Origin of the sequence: Comamonas testosteroni (assembly GCF_014076415.1) — a bacterium.
GTDB classification, from domain to species: Bacteria; Pseudomonadota; Gammaproteobacteria; order Burkholderiales; family Burkholderiaceae_C; genus Comamonas; species Comamonas testosteroni_F.
This window is the reverse complement of the sequence record NZ_CP043568.1, coordinates 4,222,630-4,239,611: the sequence shown is the minus strand read 5'-3', so window position 1 is coordinate 4,239,611 and position 16,982 is coordinate 4,222,630. Positions and strand designations below refer to the sequence as shown.

Genomic DNA, 16,982 nt, shown 5'->3' with positions numbered 1-16,982 from the left:
ACCACTACGCCAGCACGAGCTTGGCTCAGTTCTGCAGTACCAGCAATGCTTGGACTTCCGCCTTGGCCTGTATCCCGAGTCGCTCGAGATCAAGGCCTGTTGGCAAGTCGTCTTCGAGTATGACCTTGCCTGCACACAGCACCCACTTGAGGTGGGGACGCCCGCCGCTGGCGATGGGGCCGATGGCAGGGTCGTGCAGTCCAAAATATCGGGGGTCATCGAGTGCATATACGGCCAAATCGGCAGCCATACCGGCGGATAGATGACCGACACCTTCAAAGCCGAGCATCTGCGCGCCGCTCTGGCTGGCCCAGTGGATGATTTGCTCCACGGTGGTGGCGTCACCGCCTTCTTCGCCTAGCCCTTCGGGTATGGCGCGGGAAAGCGCGCCAGCCTGTGCGCGGTGTAGCATCCACGCAAAATGCAGCTCGCTGATCATGTCTGCGGCTTCGTTGGAGGCCGCGCCATCAACGCCCATCGTAACGGGGGAGCCCATTTTGGCTAGCGCAGGTGCGGGTGCGATTCCGTCGGCCAGGCGGGCATTGCTCTGCGGACAGTGGGCAATACCGGTACGGCTTTCTCCCAGCATCCTGATTTCCTCGGGGCTTAGGTGTACCAGGTGGGCCAGCCATACATCGGGCCCCAGCCACTCATTGCGGGCAAGATATTCGATGGGTAGGCAACCGAATTTTTCACGGCAATGCTCGATATAGGCCACGGACTCCGACATATGGCTGTGCAGTCGCAAGCCCATGGAGCGCGCGGCTCTGGCCACTTCCTTGAGCTCCGGTTTGGGCAGCGAGACATGGACAGAGGTGGGGGCCATGGCCACTTTGCTCATGGCCATGGGGGTGGTCTGGTGGAAGTACTTGGCCGTGGTTTGTACCGAGCTCAGCATCTGATCCAGTGTTTCGGTGGCCTGTAGCAGCTTTTCATCGGCTTCCAGCTTGCGGGTGACGGTGGCACCGCCACGCAGCAACATGAAGCGCATGCCCAGCGCGTTGGCTTCCTCGAACAAAATGGCGGCTGCATCAAAGTCCTGTCCTGGCTGGAACAGGTAATGATGGTCGGCTACGGTGGTGCAGCCTGAGCGTAGCAGCTCCACCAGACCAATGCGTGCGGCTATGCGCAAACGCTTTTCATCAAAGCTGCGCCGGTAGCTGAAGGGCACAGCCTGCAGCCACGGGCTCAGCGTCAGATTGATGCCTGCAGGCACACCTTTGAGTAAAGACTGGAACAGGTGGTGGTGGGTATTGACCCAGCCGGGGTAGATGACGCAGTTGCTGGCATTGAGCTGCTCCTCGCCGGGCAGGGGCGGTAGCCCGTTGCCCATCTCGGTGATGACGCCGCTCTCTATGCGGATGTCGCGGGCAGGGCTTCTGGCCTTGCTTCCTGACAGCCCCGTCATGATGGCTGCCGCATTGCGGATCAGAATATTGTTTTTCATGGGGCTCTCAGTTCTTGGGCATCAGGCCGTCCACGCCTTGAACCAGATAGTTCATATTGGCCAGATCACCGGGCGAGATATTCTGGCCCGCTGGAACGCGTGTCGTGCCTTGCTGATCGACCAAAGGGCCGGTGAAAATCTGGCGCTGACCTGAAGCAATTTCCTTGGTGAGGGTTTCAACCTGGTTGCGCACCTCGGCCGGAATGGCTGAGTTCAGCGGTGCCAGCTTGATGATGCCGTCGCTGAGGCTGCCCATGACGCTTTCGGGCTTCCATTTGTCCGCTAGTACTTCGTTGGCGACCTTGATGTAGAAGTTGCCCCAGTTTTGGGTAATAGAGGTGAGATTGGTCGTGGGGCCGAACTTGGACATGTTCGAGTAGTAGCCCAGGGTGTAGACCTTTTTCTCTTCGCCTGTGGTGACGATGGAAACGCCCGAGGTGGCATAGGCAAGAGTGTCTGAACCCAGCTTGATGAGAGCATTGGCGGCATCGCGCTCCTTGCCCGGGTCATACCAGGAATTTACCCAGATCAGGCGCAACTGAGCTTTTGGATTGGCGCTTTTCATGCCTAGTGCGAAAGCATTCACGCCTTGCAGCACCTCGGGAATAGGGAAGGCGCCCACATAGCCGACCACATTGCTCTTGGTCATATGACCGGCGATCACACCTTCCAGATAACGGCCCTCATACCAGCGGGCGTTGTAGGTGCCGACATTGGTGGCTGTCTTGTAGCCGGTGCCGTTCATGAAGATGATTTTGGGAGCGGTACGCGCCACCTTGAGCGTGGGCTCCATGAAACCAAAGGAGGGCGTGAAGATTAGTTTGCAGCCGTCTTTCACAAAATTGCGTACAACGCGCTCTGCGTCTGGGCCCTCTGCTATGTTTTCTACGTATTTGGTACTGATTTTGTCGCCCAGGGCGGCGACCAGTTCATTGCGCGCCAGCTCATGCTGATAGGTCCATCCGCTTTCTCCAATCGGGTTGGAATAGAGAAAACAGACTTTGAGTGGCTCGGCGGCTGAGGCGCTGCCCAGGCCCAGCACAAAGAGCGACGCTGCGCTCCATGCTGCAAGACAGGGAAATGCGGTTGATCTATGCGTGTGGCGCACGTTGTTGCTGTTCATGGTCATGCCTCCTTGGTTCTGGTCGTAGGGAACGCGATGCTTTGAAACTTCAACTTTCCGGCTTGTAGCTCTGTCCCAGCGAGGCGGGAGAGTTCAGCTTGATCGTGGTCTTGTTGCGCGATATCAGCACCAGCACGACGATGGTGGCGATATAGGGTAGTGCGGACAGCCATTGTGAAGGGAGCTCCAGCGCCAGGCCTGAACCTTGGACGAACAGCTGGGAGACCAGCACGCCGCCGAACAGATAGGCGCCGACCAGAATGCGCAGGGGGCGCCAGGTGGCAAAAACCACCAGTGCCAGCGCAATCCAGCCCCGGCCTGCGACCATGCCGTCCGCCCACAGTGGCGTGTAGAACACGGACAGAAACGCTCCGCCCAGACCGGCCATGGCTCCGCCATAGAGCACTGCCATGTAGCGGATGGCGATCACCGGGTAGCCAATGGCGTGGGCTGCGGTGGGTGATTCTCCGACGGCGCGCAGCACCAGACCTCCGCGGCTTCGATCCAGAAACCAGGCTGTTGCGGCTGCCAGTACCCACGAACCGTAGACTAGCCAGTGCTGGTGAAACAATGCGGTGCCCAGAAAAGGTATGTCCCCAAGTATGGGAATGGTGGGAACGGGCACGGCCGTCAGTGGTGCTGATTCATAGGACTTGCCCAAAAAGGCCGACAGACCCACTCCGAAGATGGCCAGGGCCAGCCCGCTGGCGACCTGGTTGGCCTGCATGGTCAGGCACAGATAGCCGAAGATTAGCGCCAGTGCTGCACCTGCAAGCATGCCCACTGCGGCCGCGGCCCAGGGGCCAGCTCCTGTAAAGGCAGCGGCAAAAGCCGCAACCGCGCCCACGGACATCATGCCTTCTGCACCAAGGTTGAGCACACCAGAGCGTTCGACGACCAGCTCGCCCAGTGCGACGATGATCAGTGGTGTGCCTGCGACCAAGGTGGCCGCCAGGATGGAGGAAATCAGCGAGGTATCCATGGTCAGGCCCTCCGGAGACCGCCTTGCCAGCGCAGACGGTAAGCAATGAACAGATCCGAGGCCAGCAGGAAAAACAGCAGCATTCCCTGGAAAACCTTGGAGATGGAGGATGGCAGGTTCAGTTGCTGCTGGGCTTGCTCGCCGCCCAGAAAGAACAAGGCCATGATCAGGCTGCTGGCCAGGATACCCACGGGGTGCAGGCGTCCGACAAAGGCCACGATGATGGCTGCAAAGCCATAGCCGGCGGAGATTTGCGCCGTCAACTGGCCCATGGGACCTGAAACCTCGGTCATCCCGGCCACGCCGGCCAGCGCGCCGCCAGCCAGTAGCCCGACCCAGATGGCCTGCTTTCCCGAAAAACCGGCATAGCGAGCGGCATCAGGTGCCTGGCCACCGACCTGCATGCGAAAGCCCTGCATGCTCAATTGCAGAAACACATAGCCTGCCAGCAGCACAAACAACGCCAGAATGAAGCCAGCATGCAGGCGTGTACCTTCGATCAGCACGGGCAATAGCGCACTGTCGCCAAAGCTGCGGGTTTGGGGAAAGTTGTAGCCGTCAGGGTCCTTCCATGGGCCATAGATCAGCCAAGATGCCAGCAACTGGGCTACATAGACCAGCATCAGCGACACCAGGATCTCATTGGTGCCAAAGCGTGTGCGCAACCAGGCTGGGATGGCAGCCCACAGAGCCCCGCCCAAGGCGCCGGCCAGCACCATTGCGGGCATGGCCCAGAAAGCGATTCGGTCCCCCACCATCAGCGCAATGCCGCTGGCAAACACGGCGCCAAGAATGAACTGACCTTCTGCGCCGATATTCCAGACTCCAGCACGAAAGCCGATGGCAAGCCCCATGCTGATCAGCATGAGCGGTGTGGCCTTGAGCAGCAGCTCGCTTAGACCATATAGGTCACTGATGGGCTGAATGAAGAAGGCATGAATGCCTTGCAGCGGTTTTTGACCCAGCGCAGCAAAAAGCAGTGCTCCGCTGAGCACGGTTAGCAGCACGGCCAGCAGTGGCGACAGCCAGCGCATGGAGTGCGAGGCTTCGGGGCGTTTTTCAAGCTTGAGCCACACGGTAGACCTCTCTTTCTGTAGGAAGAGTGGGCGGTGCGGCCTGGGGAAGGAGGGCACTCTCTTGAGGCCACATTCCGCTCATCCACAGGCCTATGGTCTCGACATCGGTCTGGTCAATGGCAACCACGGGAGATAGGCGGCCATCAGCAATCACGGCAATGCGGTCGCAGATTTCGAATAGCTCGTCCAGCTCTTCGGAGACCACCAGCAGGCTGGCGCCGCTGGTTCTCAGCTCAATCAGCGACTGGCGAATGAAAGCTGCCGCTCCCACATCCACGCCCCAGGTGGGCTGGGCTGCGATGAGTACTTGAGGCTTCTGCATCAGCTCCCTTCCCACGATGAACTTTTGCAGATTGCCACCCGAGAGCGAGTTGGCAGGCGCTTGCGGTCCTGAGCATTTGACGTGAAAGCCTGCTATACAGTTCTGCGCAAACTGGGTCACCGCGTCTTTGCGAATCAGACCACGCTGCAGCAGGCCTTGGTCATAGGCAGTCAGCAAGGTGTTTTCGGCCAGGCTCATGGCTGGAACCGCACCACGTCCTAGACGTTCCTCCGGAACAAAGCCCAAGCCTTGTGTGCGGCGGCTGGCGCTGTTCAGGTGCGCGACTGGCTGGCCATTGAGATGAATCATGGCGGCATCGCGCGGCGGAAGCGGGTCTTCTCCCGATAGGGCAAACAGCAGCTCCTGCTGGCCGTTGCCGGACACTCCGGCAATGCCCAGGATTTCACCGGGCTTGAGGCTAAAGCTGATGTCCTGTAACGCAGTGCCGAAAGGGTGGCTGGCAGCGCGGGACAGAGAATGAACCTGTAACCTGGCAGTATCTGCCGTATTTGCCATGGGCTTGGGGCGCTGGCAGGGCACCAGCTCCTTGCCAATCATCATGCGGGCCATGGAGGCTGGTGTCTCCTGGGCCGGAATGCAATGGCTCGTCACCCGGCCGTTTCGCAGAACAGTAGCGCTGTGGCAAAGCTCTTGAACTTCATCCAGCTTGTGGCTGATGTAGAGAATGCTGCAGCCTTCATCGGCCAGCTGGCGCAGGGTTTCAAATAGCTTGCGCACGGCCTGCGGCGTGAGTACCGAGGTCGGCTCATCCATGATGAGTAGCTTTGGATTTTGAAGCAGGCAGCGGATGATTTCCACGCGCTGGCGCTCGCCGACGGAGAGGGTGTGCACCAGCCGCAGCGGGTCTATGGGCAAGCCATAGCGCTGGCCGACCGCATGAATGCGCTGACACAGGTCAGCCAGGTCGGGGCGACCCGGCAAGGCGAGGGCCACGTTCTGCACGACGGTCAGTGTCTCGAACAGCTGAAAATGCTGAAACACCATGCCAATGCCCAGTGCGCGAGCCAGGCCGGGGCTGCCCATCTGCACGCGCTCGCCCTGCCAGTAGATCTCTCCGTCGGTTGGAGTAGTCACCCCATAGATGATTTTCATCAGCGTGGACTTTCCCGCGCCGTTTTCGCCAAGGATGGCTTGAATTTCACCGGGTGCCACGACCAGGTCGATGCCATCATTGGCAACCACGGAGGAATAGACCTTGCGAATGCCTCGCAGCTCCAGCTGGGGTTTGCCTTGAGAAGGGATAAGGCTTGGCATATCAGGCCGCCTTTTCTAGAGCGTGAAGGGATGGCTCCTGGCTGGTGCTGGCGTTAAACAGAACGTTCAGCAGCACGGCGGTGAAGGTGCCCAGCAAAATCCCGTTCTGGCAGAATTTGGCCAGCAGATCTGGCAGGCGCATGAAGAAGCGGTCCGCGACCAGAGGAATCATGCCCATGGCCAGGCTGATGGCCACGATGTAGGCGTTCTTGCGGTTTTCGACAAAATCCACATGGCTGAGGATGCGCACGCCCGTCGCAGCCACCATGCCGAACATCACCATGGCTGCGCCGCCTAGAACATACTGGGGAATGGATGCGGCGATGAAAGACAGTTTGGGAAAGCTGCTGATCACGATCAGCATTACCCCGGCTGTTACGCAGACCCAGCGGCTGCGTACCCCGGTGACCTGCACCAGTCCGATGTTCTGCGCATAGGAGGTGTATGTGAAGGTGTTGAAGATGCCACCCACGATGGCACCAACACCATCGGCGCGGAGGCCGCGGGCGATATCGTCTTTCTCCAACGGACGCTCCACCACTTCTGAAAGTGCCAGGAACTGGCCCACGCCCTCGATCATGATGACAATCATCACCACGCACAGCGTGACCGTGGTCATTACGTCAACGGTGGGAATGCCGAAGTGAAACGGCGTGATGATGCGTACCCACTGTGTGGCTTGCATGCCCACGAAGTTGACCTGGCCTGATGCCAGCGTGATCAAAAAGCCAACGGCGATGCCGATCAGGACGGCAATGTTTGACAGAAAGCCCTTGCACCAGGCGATGATGAAGAGAATGGTCATCAGCACGATGCCGGAGATGGCTATGTGCGAAGGAATGCCATAGGCTGGGTTGTTGATGGGGCCGTTGGGGCCGGGGATGGTGGGGTTTCCACCCGCTGCCCAGTTGATTCCCACGCGCATCAGCGAAATGCCAATGATCAGAACGACGGAGCCGGTGACCACGGGTGGAAACCAGCGCAGTAGACGGCTGACATAAGGAGCAACTAGCAGCGTGAATATGCCCGCTATGATGACTCCGCCAAAAACCGCTCTAAGACCTAGCCCTGGTGTGCTGCCTGCTGCAATAATAGGAGCGACTGCGGTGAAGGTCACTCCCATCATCATGGGCAGGCGTATGCCAACCTTGCCAATGCCCATGCTCTGGATGATGGTCACCAGCCCGCAGCAGAACAGGTCTGCTGCGATCAGGAATGCTGTGTCTTCTTTGGTGAGCTTGAGGGCGCTTCCAATGATGAGGGGAACGGCAATCGCCCCCGCATACATAACCAGCACATGCTGCAGTCCCAGTGCTGCTAGTTGGGGCAAAGGCAGTTTTTCATCGACTGGATGTACTGCGGGCGGACTATGGTTCGGGGTGCTCGTCGTCATGGTTTGTCTCCTGAACAGGTTTCGAGCGGTCTGGAAACACCTGGCTTTTTCAGCTCTGTGTGTCCCAGAAGGTTTATGGCTGTCTCATGTTTCGTTGCGCAGGCTGGAGAGAATCAAGGGTTGAACACGCTGCATGGCTTCGGGGCTGATGCGTGCCCGCAAGCCGTCGAACTTGGGTCCCCGCGTGGCATCGATGCCAAGGCGTGAGGTAGTTCCATCGGCGGAAGAGGAAGGGTCCAGAGGGCTGCCAGGTAGTCCGTCCACCATGAACAGATCTTGGTGCGGCTGGAAATGCGTTGCCATGGCCCAGAGCACTTCTTCATCGCGGGTGATGTCCACATCCTCGTCAACGGCAAACACTGTCTTCAGATATGGGTCCCAGCCCAGCAGGCCCAGCATGACCTGGCGTGCTTCTCCGGGGCGTGATTGCTTGAGCGCGATATAGGCGTGGAAGTGCGTTCCGGAATTGGGGTAGTGCACTGCAGTCACGCCTGGAAAGCGCTCCTTGAGCTTTTCCACCATCTCGGACTCTCTGGGGATACGGCCCAGATTCAGGTGCTCGGCCGAATTGCCTCCCACCACATCGAGCAGCCAGGCATCGCTGCGCTGCATCAGGGCCTCGACCTTGAAGACGTTGTTGGTGGAGCGGTCCGAGGAGTAGCCGGTGAATTCGCCGAAAGGCCCTTCTTCGGCGCGCATGCTGGGGTCAATCACGCCTTCAAGAACGAACTCAGCATGGGCAGGCACGGAAATGCCGTACTTTGGCGTTTTGACGACTTGCAGCGGCGCACCGATCAGCCCACCCGCCACGTGGCGCTCATCGATGCCATAAGGCAGGCGTGCAGCCGCGGCCAGCATGAACAGCGGATGTGCACCGATGACCATGGCCACTGGCAGGGGTTTGCCTTGGGTTTCGGCGGCCCGCAACATGCGCCAAAGGTGACCGCGCGAGTGCAGGCTGGTGGCGATCTCCGTTTCTGAGTGAACCATGGAGCGGTGATAGCTCACATTGCTTATGCCATCGAACTCGGAAATCAGAATGGAGTTGGTGATGTAGGGGCCGCGATCACTGGCGAAATGCTTGATGGTCGGGATATCGGTATGCAGATTGATCTGGCTAGTCTTGACTTGCTGCAGGACTTTGCCGTCCTGAATCAACTGCGGCTGCAGCAGGTTTCTGCTGCGAGCTTGGTATTCGGCGTGCAGGCCTGCTGCGCCCACTCCGCCCAGCATGCGGCCCACGCGTTCACGTGAGGCAAACAGATTGGTAATCAATGGGCGCTGCAGGTCGTCAATCTGGTTGAAGCGTAGCAAGGGGTGAAGACCTTGAGCGGCGAGGGACCAGACGATGGCAGTGACATCCTGGTCCCGACCGGCGGGGTGGTCGATGGACAGAACATCCTCCGGCCAGCTGTCGGCATAGGCTGCATAGAAGTCGTGCAAATCCTGACCGGTGTCCATCATTGTTGTTCTGGCATTCATCGAGTGTCTCCTCGGCAAAGCGAAACGGGGAGCCAGTGATTGCTGGCACTTTCTCTGTATGGGATGCCCACCGCCCGTAGGCGATGGGCGAGAGCCGCACTACTTGGCTGCGGCGAAGGTCATGGCTTCTTTTCTTTCGACACCTGCGTAGGTGGCTTTCAGACGGGCCTTTGCGTCTTCCTGGCTTTTCGGCGGAGGTGTGGTTTCAATGCCCACCAGTCGCGCAATGTTGTTGCCCAGGTAGTCTTCCAGCGTGTCTTCGTCGAGGTCGATTCCGTGCGGTGCGGGGCGGCACAGCATTTCCAGCTCGCGAAGCCACATGCCGGGCTCGTTGGGAGGGCTGTCCGTGCCGAACACCAGCTTGTTGCGCGGTAGTTCCTTGGCAAACTCGGCAATGCGCGCCTGGAAGCACCAGCCGGATTCGACATAGACATTGGGAGTGTCCATGGCCATCCAGAAGGTCTCGAACGAATAGTTGCCACCCGTCTGAATGCCAAAGTGCGCGATCACGAAGTTCACCATGGGGAACTCGCGAATGATCGGGTAGAACATCGTGGGAATGGTGAACGGGCCGTCACCGGTGTGGATCAGCACAACGATGTTGTACTTGGCGCAGACCTTCATTGCCGGGCGCAGCCATTCCAGCGCGCGATCAGGCCGGTAGCCATGCATATTGGCATGCAGCTTGATCATCTTGAAGCCATAGGCCAGATGGTGGTACTCGATTTCGGCAGCACCGTTTTCGGGCCCCCAGCGGGGGTTGTAGGTGAAGTTGCCGATGAAACGGTCAGGGTACTTCTGAGTGAGCTCGGCAATGTAAGACATATAGTCACGGATACCGTCACGGCCGCGGCGGTTGCCATCACGGTAGCCGGTATTACCGGGCGGGGGCTGGATGAAGCCCATGTCGATGCGGCGCGGCTTGCCGTTGATCATGTAGGGACCATCCATGAGCTTGAGCATGCGCTCGCCATTGAAGGGCGTACCTGTGTGGCGCCACGCCTCGTCCACCAGATTGGTGGGGTGCAGGTGAGTGTCGATAATCATTTTGTGTCTCCTGGCTTGAATTAATACAGTTCGATCACGGGCTGGCGCTCGGCCTTGTGGCCCAGCATCTGCTCAGCCTCCTCAAAGGTTCGAGGGGCTGGCGTGGGTTCGATGCCGATCATTCGGGCGATGTTGTTGCCCAGGTAGTCCTCTAACGTTTCCTCGTCGAGGTTCATGCCCTGTGGGGGGTTGGTACACAGCACTTCCAGCAGGCGCAGCCACATGCCGGGCTCGTTGGGTGGGGTGTCGGTGCCAAAAATGATCTTGTGCTTGGGCAGTACCTTGGCAAACTCCACAATGCGCGACTGCAGGCACCAGCCGGATTCGCAATAGACATTGGGCAGATCCATGGCGGCTTGAAAGGGTTCAAAGCAATAGACACCGCCGGTCTGCACGCCGAAGTGGGCCATGATGAAGTTCACCTTGGGGAACTCCTGAATCATGGGAATCCATTCGGAGGGGATGCTGTAGGGGCCGTCGCCCGTATGCAGCTTTACCGGCACACCCAGCTCGGCGCATTTTTCGAAAGCCGGGCGCACCCAGTCCAGCGCGCGGTCAGGCCGGTAGGCATGCATATTGGCCTGCATCTGAACCATCTTGAAGCCATGCTCCTTGACATAGCGCTCTATGGCTTCGACGCCGTTCTTGACGCCGCAGCGAGGGTTGTAGACAAAGCAGCCAATGAAGCGGTCGGGATGCTCCTGCACGCATTTGAGTGTGTAAGCCATGTAATCGTCGATGGACTCGCGGCCCGACTTCTCACCGTCGCTCCATGTGTAGATGGTGTTGCCCTGGGGCGGCTGGATGAAGGCCTTGTCGATACGGCGGGGTTTGCCATTGACGTAGTAGGGGCCATCCATGGTCTTGAGCAGCCGGTCCACGGTATAGGGTTTGCCGTCGTGCCACCAAGCCAGGTCAACCTGGTCGGTGGGGTAGCAACTGATGTCGATGATCATGTGTCTCTCCTTCTGTGATGACGGTTGAAGCGCTTCAGGCGGCTTCCTGAGCCTCGATGGAAACCAGGTGGCGAGTGAGTGCGCTTCGCAGTTGCGAGGCATTGAGATGGCGACCAATGAAGACCAGCTTGCTGCCGGGTGTTTCATCCCACCAGGGCAGGGCGGGCTTGAGTTCGAGCAGGCGGTGAACCCCTTGCAGCACATGGCGGCGGTCATCGCCTTGCACATGCAAAATTCCTTTGACGCGGTAGATGTCGTCGCCGTGTTCGCTCAGCAGTGCATTGAGCGTGGGCATCAGGGCATCGATATCGAAGGGCCGGTCAAAGGTGAACGACACGGAGTTCACGGACGGGTCGTGTGTGTGAGCATGGTCAGCGGACTGGCTAATGGCCGGCAGATGATCGTGTTCCTGGTGCGTGCAATGCTCATCGCAGGCATGGGCACCGATATGGCCGCCAATGGCTGGCCTGTGCAGAAAGTCGGGGTCTGTCATGGACAGGGCATCGGACTCGTATGTCTGCAATCCCAGAATCTGGGAGAGGTCCACTTGGGCCTGCACAGTGCGCATCACAGGTGCAATGCTGTTGAGTGTGCGGATGCGGCGCTCCAGCTCCTTGAGCTCGGACTCGCCGACCAGATCGGACTTGTTCAGCAGGATTCGGTCTGCAACCACAATTTGCGTGACGGCCTGGTTGTCATACTCGGCCAAGGCTGGATCGTCCAGGTGAGGCTGGACGTGTACGGCATCTACCAGAGTTACGATGCCGTCCAGCATCACTTTCTTGGCCACGTCGTTGTCCATGAAGAAGGTGGCGGCCACGGGCGAGGGGTCCGCCAGTCCGCTGGTCTCCACCAGGATGTGGTCAAACTGGTCCTTGCGGTCGAGCAGCTTCTGCAGAATCTGCACCAGATCGTTGCGCACATCGACCACGCAGCAGATGCATCCATTGGCGACCTGGAAGATTTCCTCTTCGGAGGCCATCACCAGATCGGAGTCCACATCTATTTCGCCGAACTCGTTTTCGATCACAGCGATGCGGTGACCATGCTTTTCCGTGAGGATGTGATTGAGCAGCGTCGTCTTGCCAGCCCCCAGAAAGCCAGTGAGTATGGTGACGGGAATGGGGCGTTGAGAGGTCGAGGTCATGTGTAAGCTCCTTCTGTGACACGGTGGCTTTGCGCAGTCCGGGCTTTGAGCGCTTGCAGCACTTGCTCGGGACGGATGGGGTAGTGACGAAAGCGCACGCCGATGGCGTCATACACGGCGTTCACGATGGCCGGACCGATGGCGATGATGGGGTCCTCACCCACGCCTTTGGCGCCATACGGCCCGCCTGGATCGGGCGCGGTCTCCAGCAGCACGGTGCGTATCTGAGGCATGTCCATGGACAGCGGCATCTTGTAGTCGACAAAGTTGGCATTCAGTGAGCGCCCGGTACTCATGTCGATCTGGTAGTCCTCGTAAAGCGTGTGACCTATGCCCTGCTGTATGCCGCCTTCGATCTGGCCGGCAGCGGCAATCGGATGGATAACCTTGCCAATTTCATGCACGGGTACAACCTGCAGTACCGTGATCTGGCCGGTTTCGGTGTCCACGCTGACCTCGGCAAAGTGGGCCGCGAAGGAATAGGCCTTGGTCGGGTGGTAGGTGGCTGTGCCCACCAGTTGCGCAGCCGGAATGCCTTTGCGCGCTGCGACGGCATCACGCACGCTCATGCTTTTGCCATCGGGGCCACATATCACGCCCTGTGACACCTGGAGGTTGGAGGCTGCAGTGTCAAGATAGCCTGCAGCGCGCTCCAGCAGTTGCTCTTTGACCTTCGCTGCCGCCATCTGGGCTGCTCGCCCACCCATATAGGTTGTGTGGCTGGCAAATGCGCCAATGTCCCAGGGAACGACGTCGGTGTCTCCATGCATGACGCTGACGGCTTCAAAGCACAGGCCCAGCTCCTGGGCCACGATTTGTGCCAGCGCCGTATGGGCGCCTGTGCCCAGACCAGCGGTGCCCGTCAGCAGCACTACCGTGCCGTCTTCATTCATCTTGACGATGGCATTGCCTTGCTCCTTGATGCCGGGGTAGGCGCTGCTGCCATGCATTTCGCAGCCCATGCCCCAGCCCCGGCGTACCGGGCCCTCTTTCGGGCTTGAGCCACGCGGCCAGTGCACCTCTTCCATGCCGCGGCGTATGCAGTCGGGCAAGCCGTGGCCTACGATGGGGTGGCCCGAAGGGGCCAGATCGCCCTGGCTGACGGCATTCATCAGCTTGAGCTCTGCCGGGTTCATGCCCAAGACCTGCGCCGCTTCATCAAGCTGCAGGTCCAGCGCAAAATAGGTCTGAACGACGCCATAGCCGCGAAACGCACCAGCGATGGGGCTGTTGGTATAGACGCATAACCCTTCCAGGTCCACGTTCTCGCAGCGGTACAGCGATGTCAGGGATGCTGTGCCCACGTTGGTCACGCCCGGGCCATGTGAGCCGTAGGCACCTGAGTTGAAGACCACGCGGGCCTGGCGCGCGGTGATGCTGCCGTCCTTGCGAAAACCCTGTTTGAGCCAGATCTTGAAGGGGTGTCGGGTGCGGCCTCCGAGGAAGGTTTCTTCCCGAGAGAACTCCATGCGCACAGGGCGGCGCGTCTGTTTGGCTAGCAGTGCGCAGAGGAACTCGCTCTGGAACAAGTCCTGCTTGGCACCGAAACCGCCGCCCATATGGTCAACCAGCACGCGCACCTTGTGCAGCGGCAGGCCCAGCACTTCGGCCATGATGCCGCGCACCATGAAAGCCGTCTGCGTGGAGATCCAGACCGTGAGATTGCCGTTGCCATCCCACTGGCACATGCAGGCGTTGGGCTCCATATAGGCGGGAGTAGGGCGGCCGCCTTCATACTCGCCTTCGAGGACAAAGTCGGCTTCCTCAAAGCCTTTGACGATATCCCCGCGCTGTACCCGAACCGGTGGCAGTACCAGGTTGCCACCAGGCTCTCGGTCGTGAATGCGTTGGGAGGCTGGTGCGGCCAGAGCTTCTTCGGTGGTGAAAAAAGCCGGAAGTAGCTCATACTCGATATCAATGAGATCAAGAGCCTGCTCTGCAATTTCTTCGCTTGTTGCCGCGACCACGGCAACACTTTCACCCCAGTACCTGACCTTGCTGTCCAGAATGTACTGATCGCAGGTGACCGATGCAGAGCGTGGGTGTGGTGAGCCTGCGTGCAGCACGCGGGGTACGTTCTCATGGGTCAGAACGGCTTTCACTCCCGGCAGGGCCAGAGCCCGGCTGGTGTCGATCTTCACGATGCGGGCATGGGCGACATTGCTGCGCTTGGTCCTGGCATACAGCAGGCCGGGCAGATGCATGTCAGCCACATATTTGGCGTCGCCTGTGACCTTGGCCAGCAAGTCGTTGCGCCTGACGCTGGTTCCGATGATGGATTTTTGGCTCATGATGCGCTGGCCTCCTGTGCGACGGGGGCGGCTGCGGCAATGGCGTCCAGAATTTTGGTGTATCCCGTGCAGCGACAGATGTTGCCGGCGATGGCAAAGCGGATGTCTTCGGTGCTGGGGCAGGGGTTCTCGTCCAGCAAGGCTTTGGCTGCAATCAGAATGCCGGGTGTGCAGAAGCCGCATTGCGCCGCGCCGCATTGCATAAAGCATTCCTGCAAGGGATGGAGCTTGCCGTCTGCACCTTGCAGACCTTCAACGGTGGTGATTTCGGCGCCCTGGGCTTCTGCAGCCAGAATCAGGCAGGCGTTGGCAGGGCGGCCATTGAACAAGATGGTGCAGGAGCCGCATTCGCCCACATCGCAGCCTTTCTTGGTGCCCGTGAGGCCCATCTCGGTGCGCAGCGCGTCCAGCAGACTGCGGTTGGGTGCGACATCGAACTCCAGCAGGTCACCATTGACCGTGCAGGAAACATTGAGCTTGTTCATTGTTGTGCCTCCTTGATGGCTTGTGTCAGTGAGCGAGCAGTCAGCACGCGCACCATGTCCCGGCGGTAGCCAGCGCTGGCGCGCACATCGCTGATGGGTGTCGCTGCAATAGCTGCCGCCAGACTTGCTGCTGCGATATCTTGTTCATCAGGTATGCGCCCCTTGAGCAGAGCCTCTGCGGCTGCAGCCCGCAAAGGCGTGGGCCCCACTGCGGCAAGAACGATGGATATGGAATCCACTTTTCCTGCTGCGTTGAGCGTCACGCTGACCGCCACGCCGACGGTGGCTAGTTCCATCTGGCTGCGTCGGCCATGTTTGATGTAGACCTTGCCGGTGCGCTGAGCCGGTGCGGGAAGCTGGATATGGGTGACAATTTCATTGGTCGCCAAGGTGGTGCGCCCCCTGCCTTGCAGAAAATCTTCTACCCGGCATTGGCGCCGCCCTTGCGTGCCGTAGATGTGCAGCACGGCATCGTCGGCAATCAGTGGCGGCAGGCTGTCTGCCGAAGGCGAGGCACGGCAGACATTGCCCACCAGCGTGGCGCGGTTGCGGACCTGGATGGAGGCGAAGTCTGTGCAGGCCTTGGCCAGACTGGCGTAGTGCTTGAGTGTGATGTCCGAGGTCTCGATCTGTCGGGTGGTCACCAGTGCGCCCAGGCACAGACCGCCTTCCGCAGTGAAACTGAAGTCATCCAGGCCCGGAATCTTCTTGATGTTGACCACATGCGACGGTGCTCGCGCATGCTCTTTCATCATCACCAGCAAATCCGTACCTCCGGCCATCAGGCTGGCAGTGCCTGCGCAGCTTTGCAGCAGTTCTGCGGTCTCCTGCAGGCTGGCGGGTTCTGCATACTCAAAGAACTTCATGCTCGTGACTCCTGTTTCATGAGACTTCGCTGCGGCGGATGGCCGAAAGCCCTTGCCAGCGCTTAACGGTGTTCACTTCAATGTCGAAAAGATCCAGAACCCGGCCCAGCGAGTGGTCCACCATCTCGTCGAGATTGGCTGGGCGGGTGTAGAAGGCGGGCACCGGAGGGGTGACGATGGCGCCCATTTCCGTCACGGCCAGCATGTTTCTGAGGTGGGTGAGTGTCAGCGGCGTCTCTCTTGCCATCAGCACCAGGCGGCGGCGCTCCTTGAGCATCACGTCGGCAGCGCGAGAAATCAGCGTGGAGCCAATGCCGTTGGCAATCTCGGCCAGCGTTTTCATCGAGCAAGGTGCAATCACCATGCCCAGTGATTTGCAGGAGCCGCTGGCAACGCAGGCGCCGATGTCTTCGTTCTTGTGAACCTGTGCCGTCAATGCGGTGACCTGAGACAGCTTGAGATCGGTTTCCGCGCCCATGGTGATTAGTGCGGCGCGGCTCAGGATCAGGTGCACATCAATGTCCGTACCCTGCAAAAGCTGTAGTAGCCTGTGGCCATAGATGAATCCGGATGCTCCGGAGATGGCCACGATCAGACGCTGACGGTTGAGCTGCTGCATCTTCATGAAACTCTCCAAGACATATGAAAGCCATGACCCCGGAACAGGCCTGGAAGGAAATCGGTGAGCGCTATGCGGTTCCCGGTCGTGCGGCTGAGCTGCTGCTGCAGCAGGACGAGCGCGGGGTGGATGTGGTTCTGGAGCTTTTCTGCGAATGCTTGCAGGCTCGTGGATTCCGGCTCGATGCCCGGGACAGGCAAGAGGCTGATGATTGCGTGCGCGATTGGCGTGCGCAGGTGGTGCAGCCACTGCGTCAGGTTCGCCGTGCGCTGAAGCCCATGATGGAGCGGGTGAGCGATGCTGCGCAGCTCAGAGCCCGGATTCAAGCGTCCGAGCTGCAAGCCGAACGCGTGCAAGTGGGGATGCTCTGTGAGTGGCTCGATAAATACCTGGCTCGATCTGCTGCGGCGAGTGCCGCTGGCTGCAAGATCTGAAGCTCCCCTTGAGAATATTAGGGTAGAGCACAGCATC

15 protein-coding genes are annotated in these 16,982 nt (G+C 59.6%); 1 reads left to right on the top strand and 14 read right to left on the bottom strand.

Features of this window, described 5'->3' with window-relative positions; translation table 11 throughout:
• Positions 1-25 precede the first annotated feature (25 nt).
• From F0P97_RS19515 to F0P97_RS19450, 14 genes are all read right to left on the bottom strand, one after another.
• Positions 26-1,447, bottom strand: a complete 1,422-nt coding sequence (locus tag F0P97_RS19515; RefSeq protein WP_182283593.1) for an amidohydrolase family protein — start codon at positions 1,445-1,447, stop codon at positions 26-28.
• 7 nt (positions 1,448-1,454) lie between these two features.
• A complete protein-coding gene (locus F0P97_RS19510; protein WP_182283592.1) occupies positions 1,455-2,570 on the bottom strand; it encodes a BMP family ABC transporter substrate-binding protein in 1,116 nt (371 codons plus the stop codon).
• 49 nt (positions 2,571-2,619) lie between these two features.
• Positions 2,620-3,552: an ABC transporter permease gene (locus F0P97_RS19505; protein ID WP_182283591.1), complete on the bottom strand. Its 933-nt coding sequence runs from the start codon at positions 3,550-3,552 to the stop codon at positions 2,620-2,622.
• 2 nt (positions 3,553-3,554) lie between these two features.
• Complete coding sequence (locus F0P97_RS19500) at positions 3,555-4,586, bottom strand: ABC transporter permease (protein ID WP_182287259.1); 1,032 nt, start codon at positions 4,584-4,586, stop codon at positions 3,555-3,557.
• Positions 4,587-4,611: 25 nt separating this feature from the next.
• Positions 4,612-6,225: an ABC transporter ATP-binding protein gene (locus F0P97_RS19495; RefSeq protein WP_182283590.1), complete on the bottom strand. Its 1,614-nt coding sequence runs from the start codon at positions 6,223-6,225 to the stop codon at positions 4,612-4,614.
• Between the two features lies 1 nt (position 6,226).
• Positions 6,227-7,618: a nucleobase:cation symporter-2 family protein gene (locus F0P97_RS19490; RefSeq protein ID WP_182283589.1), complete on the bottom strand. Its 1,392-nt coding sequence runs from the start codon at positions 7,616-7,618 to the stop codon at positions 6,227-6,229.
• A gap of 84 nt (positions 7,619-7,702) precedes the next feature.
• Positions 7,703-9,100 (bottom strand): UbiD family decarboxylase, encoded by a 1,398-nt coding sequence (locus tag F0P97_RS19485; RefSeq protein WP_420093892.1) that lies wholly within the window; start codon positions 9,098-9,100, stop codon positions 7,703-7,705.
• A gap of 99 nt (positions 9,101-9,199) precedes the next feature.
• Positions 9,200-10,147: an amidohydrolase family protein gene (locus tag F0P97_RS19480; RefSeq protein WP_182283588.1), complete on the bottom strand. Its 948-nt coding sequence runs from the start codon at positions 10,145-10,147 to the stop codon at positions 9,200-9,202.
• A gap of 20 nt (positions 10,148-10,167) precedes the next feature.
• The gene (locus F0P97_RS19475) at positions 10,168-11,103 is read right to left on the bottom strand and encodes an amidohydrolase family protein (protein WP_182283587.1); all 936 of its coding nucleotides are present in this window, start codon (positions 11,101-11,103) and stop codon (positions 10,168-10,170) included.
• A 34-nt stretch (positions 11,104-11,137) separates the two neighbouring features.
• Positions 11,138-12,250 carry a CobW family GTP-binding protein gene (locus tag F0P97_RS19470; RefSeq protein WP_182283586.1) on the bottom strand — a complete coding sequence of 371 codons (1,113 nt, stop codon included), beginning with the start codon at positions 12,248-12,250 and terminating at the stop codon, positions 11,138-11,140.
• Positions 12,247-14,541 carry a xanthine dehydrogenase family protein molybdopterin-binding subunit gene (locus tag F0P97_RS19465; protein ID WP_182283585.1) on the bottom strand — a complete coding sequence of 765 codons (2,295 nt, stop codon included), beginning with the start codon at positions 14,539-14,541 and terminating at the stop codon, positions 12,247-12,249. The genes F0P97_RS19470 and F0P97_RS19465 overlap by 4 nt, the downstream gene beginning before the upstream one ends.
• Positions 14,538-15,026 (bottom strand): (2Fe-2S)-binding protein, encoded by a 489-nt coding sequence (locus F0P97_RS19460; RefSeq protein ID WP_182283584.1) that lies wholly within the window; start codon positions 15,024-15,026, stop codon positions 14,538-14,540. The genes F0P97_RS19465 and F0P97_RS19460 overlap by 4 nt, the downstream gene beginning before the upstream one ends.
• On the bottom strand, positions 15,023-15,892 hold the full coding sequence (locus F0P97_RS19455) for an FAD binding domain-containing protein (RefSeq protein ID WP_182283583.1): 870 nt from the start codon (positions 15,890-15,892) through the stop codon (positions 15,023-15,025). Before F0P97_RS19455 ends, F0P97_RS19460 begins: the two co-directional genes overlap by 4 nt.
• A gap of 16 nt (positions 15,893-15,908) precedes the next feature.
• Complete coding sequence (locus F0P97_RS19450; RefSeq protein WP_182283582.1) at positions 15,909-16,517, bottom strand: UbiX family flavin prenyltransferase; 609 nt, start codon at positions 16,515-16,517, stop codon at positions 15,909-15,911.
• Between the two features lie 26 nt (positions 16,518-16,543).
• On the opposite strand from F0P97_RS19450, the gene F0P97_RS19445 reads away from it, so the two are divergent.
• The gene (locus F0P97_RS19445; protein ID WP_182283581.1) at positions 16,544-16,945 is read left to right on the top strand and encodes a TIGR02444 family protein; all 402 of its coding nucleotides are present in this window, start codon (positions 16,544-16,546) and stop codon (positions 16,943-16,945) included.
• The last annotated feature ends 37 nt before the right edge of the window (positions 16,946-16,982 follow it).

Coding starts and splice junctions, on each gene's coding strand:
- F0P97_RS19485 (WP_420093892.1), bottom strand. CDS start 9,100: ATGAATGCCAGAACAACAATGATGGACACCGGTCAGGATTTGCACGAC.
- F0P97_RS19500 (WP_182287259.1), bottom strand. CDS start 4,586: ATGCGCTGGCTGTCGCCACTGCTGGCCGTGCTGCTAACCGTGCTCAGC.
- F0P97_RS19450 (WP_182283582.1), bottom strand. CDS start 16,517: ATGAAGATGCAGCAGCTCAACCGTCAGCGTCTGATCGTGGCCATCTCC.
- F0P97_RS19470 (WP_182283586.1), bottom strand. CDS start 12,250: ATGACCTCGACCTCTCAACGCCCCATTCCCGTCACCATACTCACTGGC.
- F0P97_RS19445 (WP_182283581.1), top strand. CDS start 16,544: ATGACCCCGGAACAGGCCTGGAAGGAAATCGGTGAGCGCTATGCGGTT.
- F0P97_RS19510 (WP_182283592.1), bottom strand. CDS start 2,570: ATGAACAGCAACAACGTGCGCCACACGCATAGATCAACCGCATTTCCC.
- F0P97_RS19475 (WP_182283587.1), bottom strand. CDS start 11,103: ATGATCATCGACATCAGTTGCTACCCCACCGACCAGGTTGACCTGGCT.
- F0P97_RS19480 (WP_182283588.1), bottom strand. CDS start 10,147: ATGATTATCGACACTCACCTGCACCCCACCAATCTGGTGGACGAGGCG.
- F0P97_RS19460 (WP_182283584.1), bottom strand. CDS start 15,026: ATGAACAAGCTCAATGTTTCCTGCACGGTCAATGGTGACCTGCTGGAG.
- F0P97_RS19465 (WP_182283585.1), bottom strand. CDS start 14,541: ATGAGCCAAAAATCCATCATCGGAACCAGCGTCAGGCGCAACGACTTG.
- F0P97_RS19515 (WP_182283593.1), bottom strand. CDS start 1,447: ATGAAAAACAATATTCTGATCCGCAATGCGGCAGCCATCATGACGGGG.
- F0P97_RS19490 (WP_182283589.1), bottom strand. CDS start 7,618: ATGACGACGAGCACCCCGAACCATAGTCCGCCCGCAGTACATCCAGTC.
- F0P97_RS19505 (WP_182283591.1), bottom strand. CDS start 3,552: ATGGATACCTCGCTGATTTCCTCCATCCTGGCGGCCACCTTGGTCGCA.
- F0P97_RS19495 (WP_182283590.1), bottom strand. CDS start 6,225: ATGCCAAGCCTTATCCCTTCTCAAGGCAAACCCCAGCTGGAGCTGCGA.
- F0P97_RS19455 (WP_182283583.1), bottom strand. CDS start 15,892: ATGAAGTTCTTTGAGTATGCAGAACCCGCCAGCCTGCAGGAGACCGCA.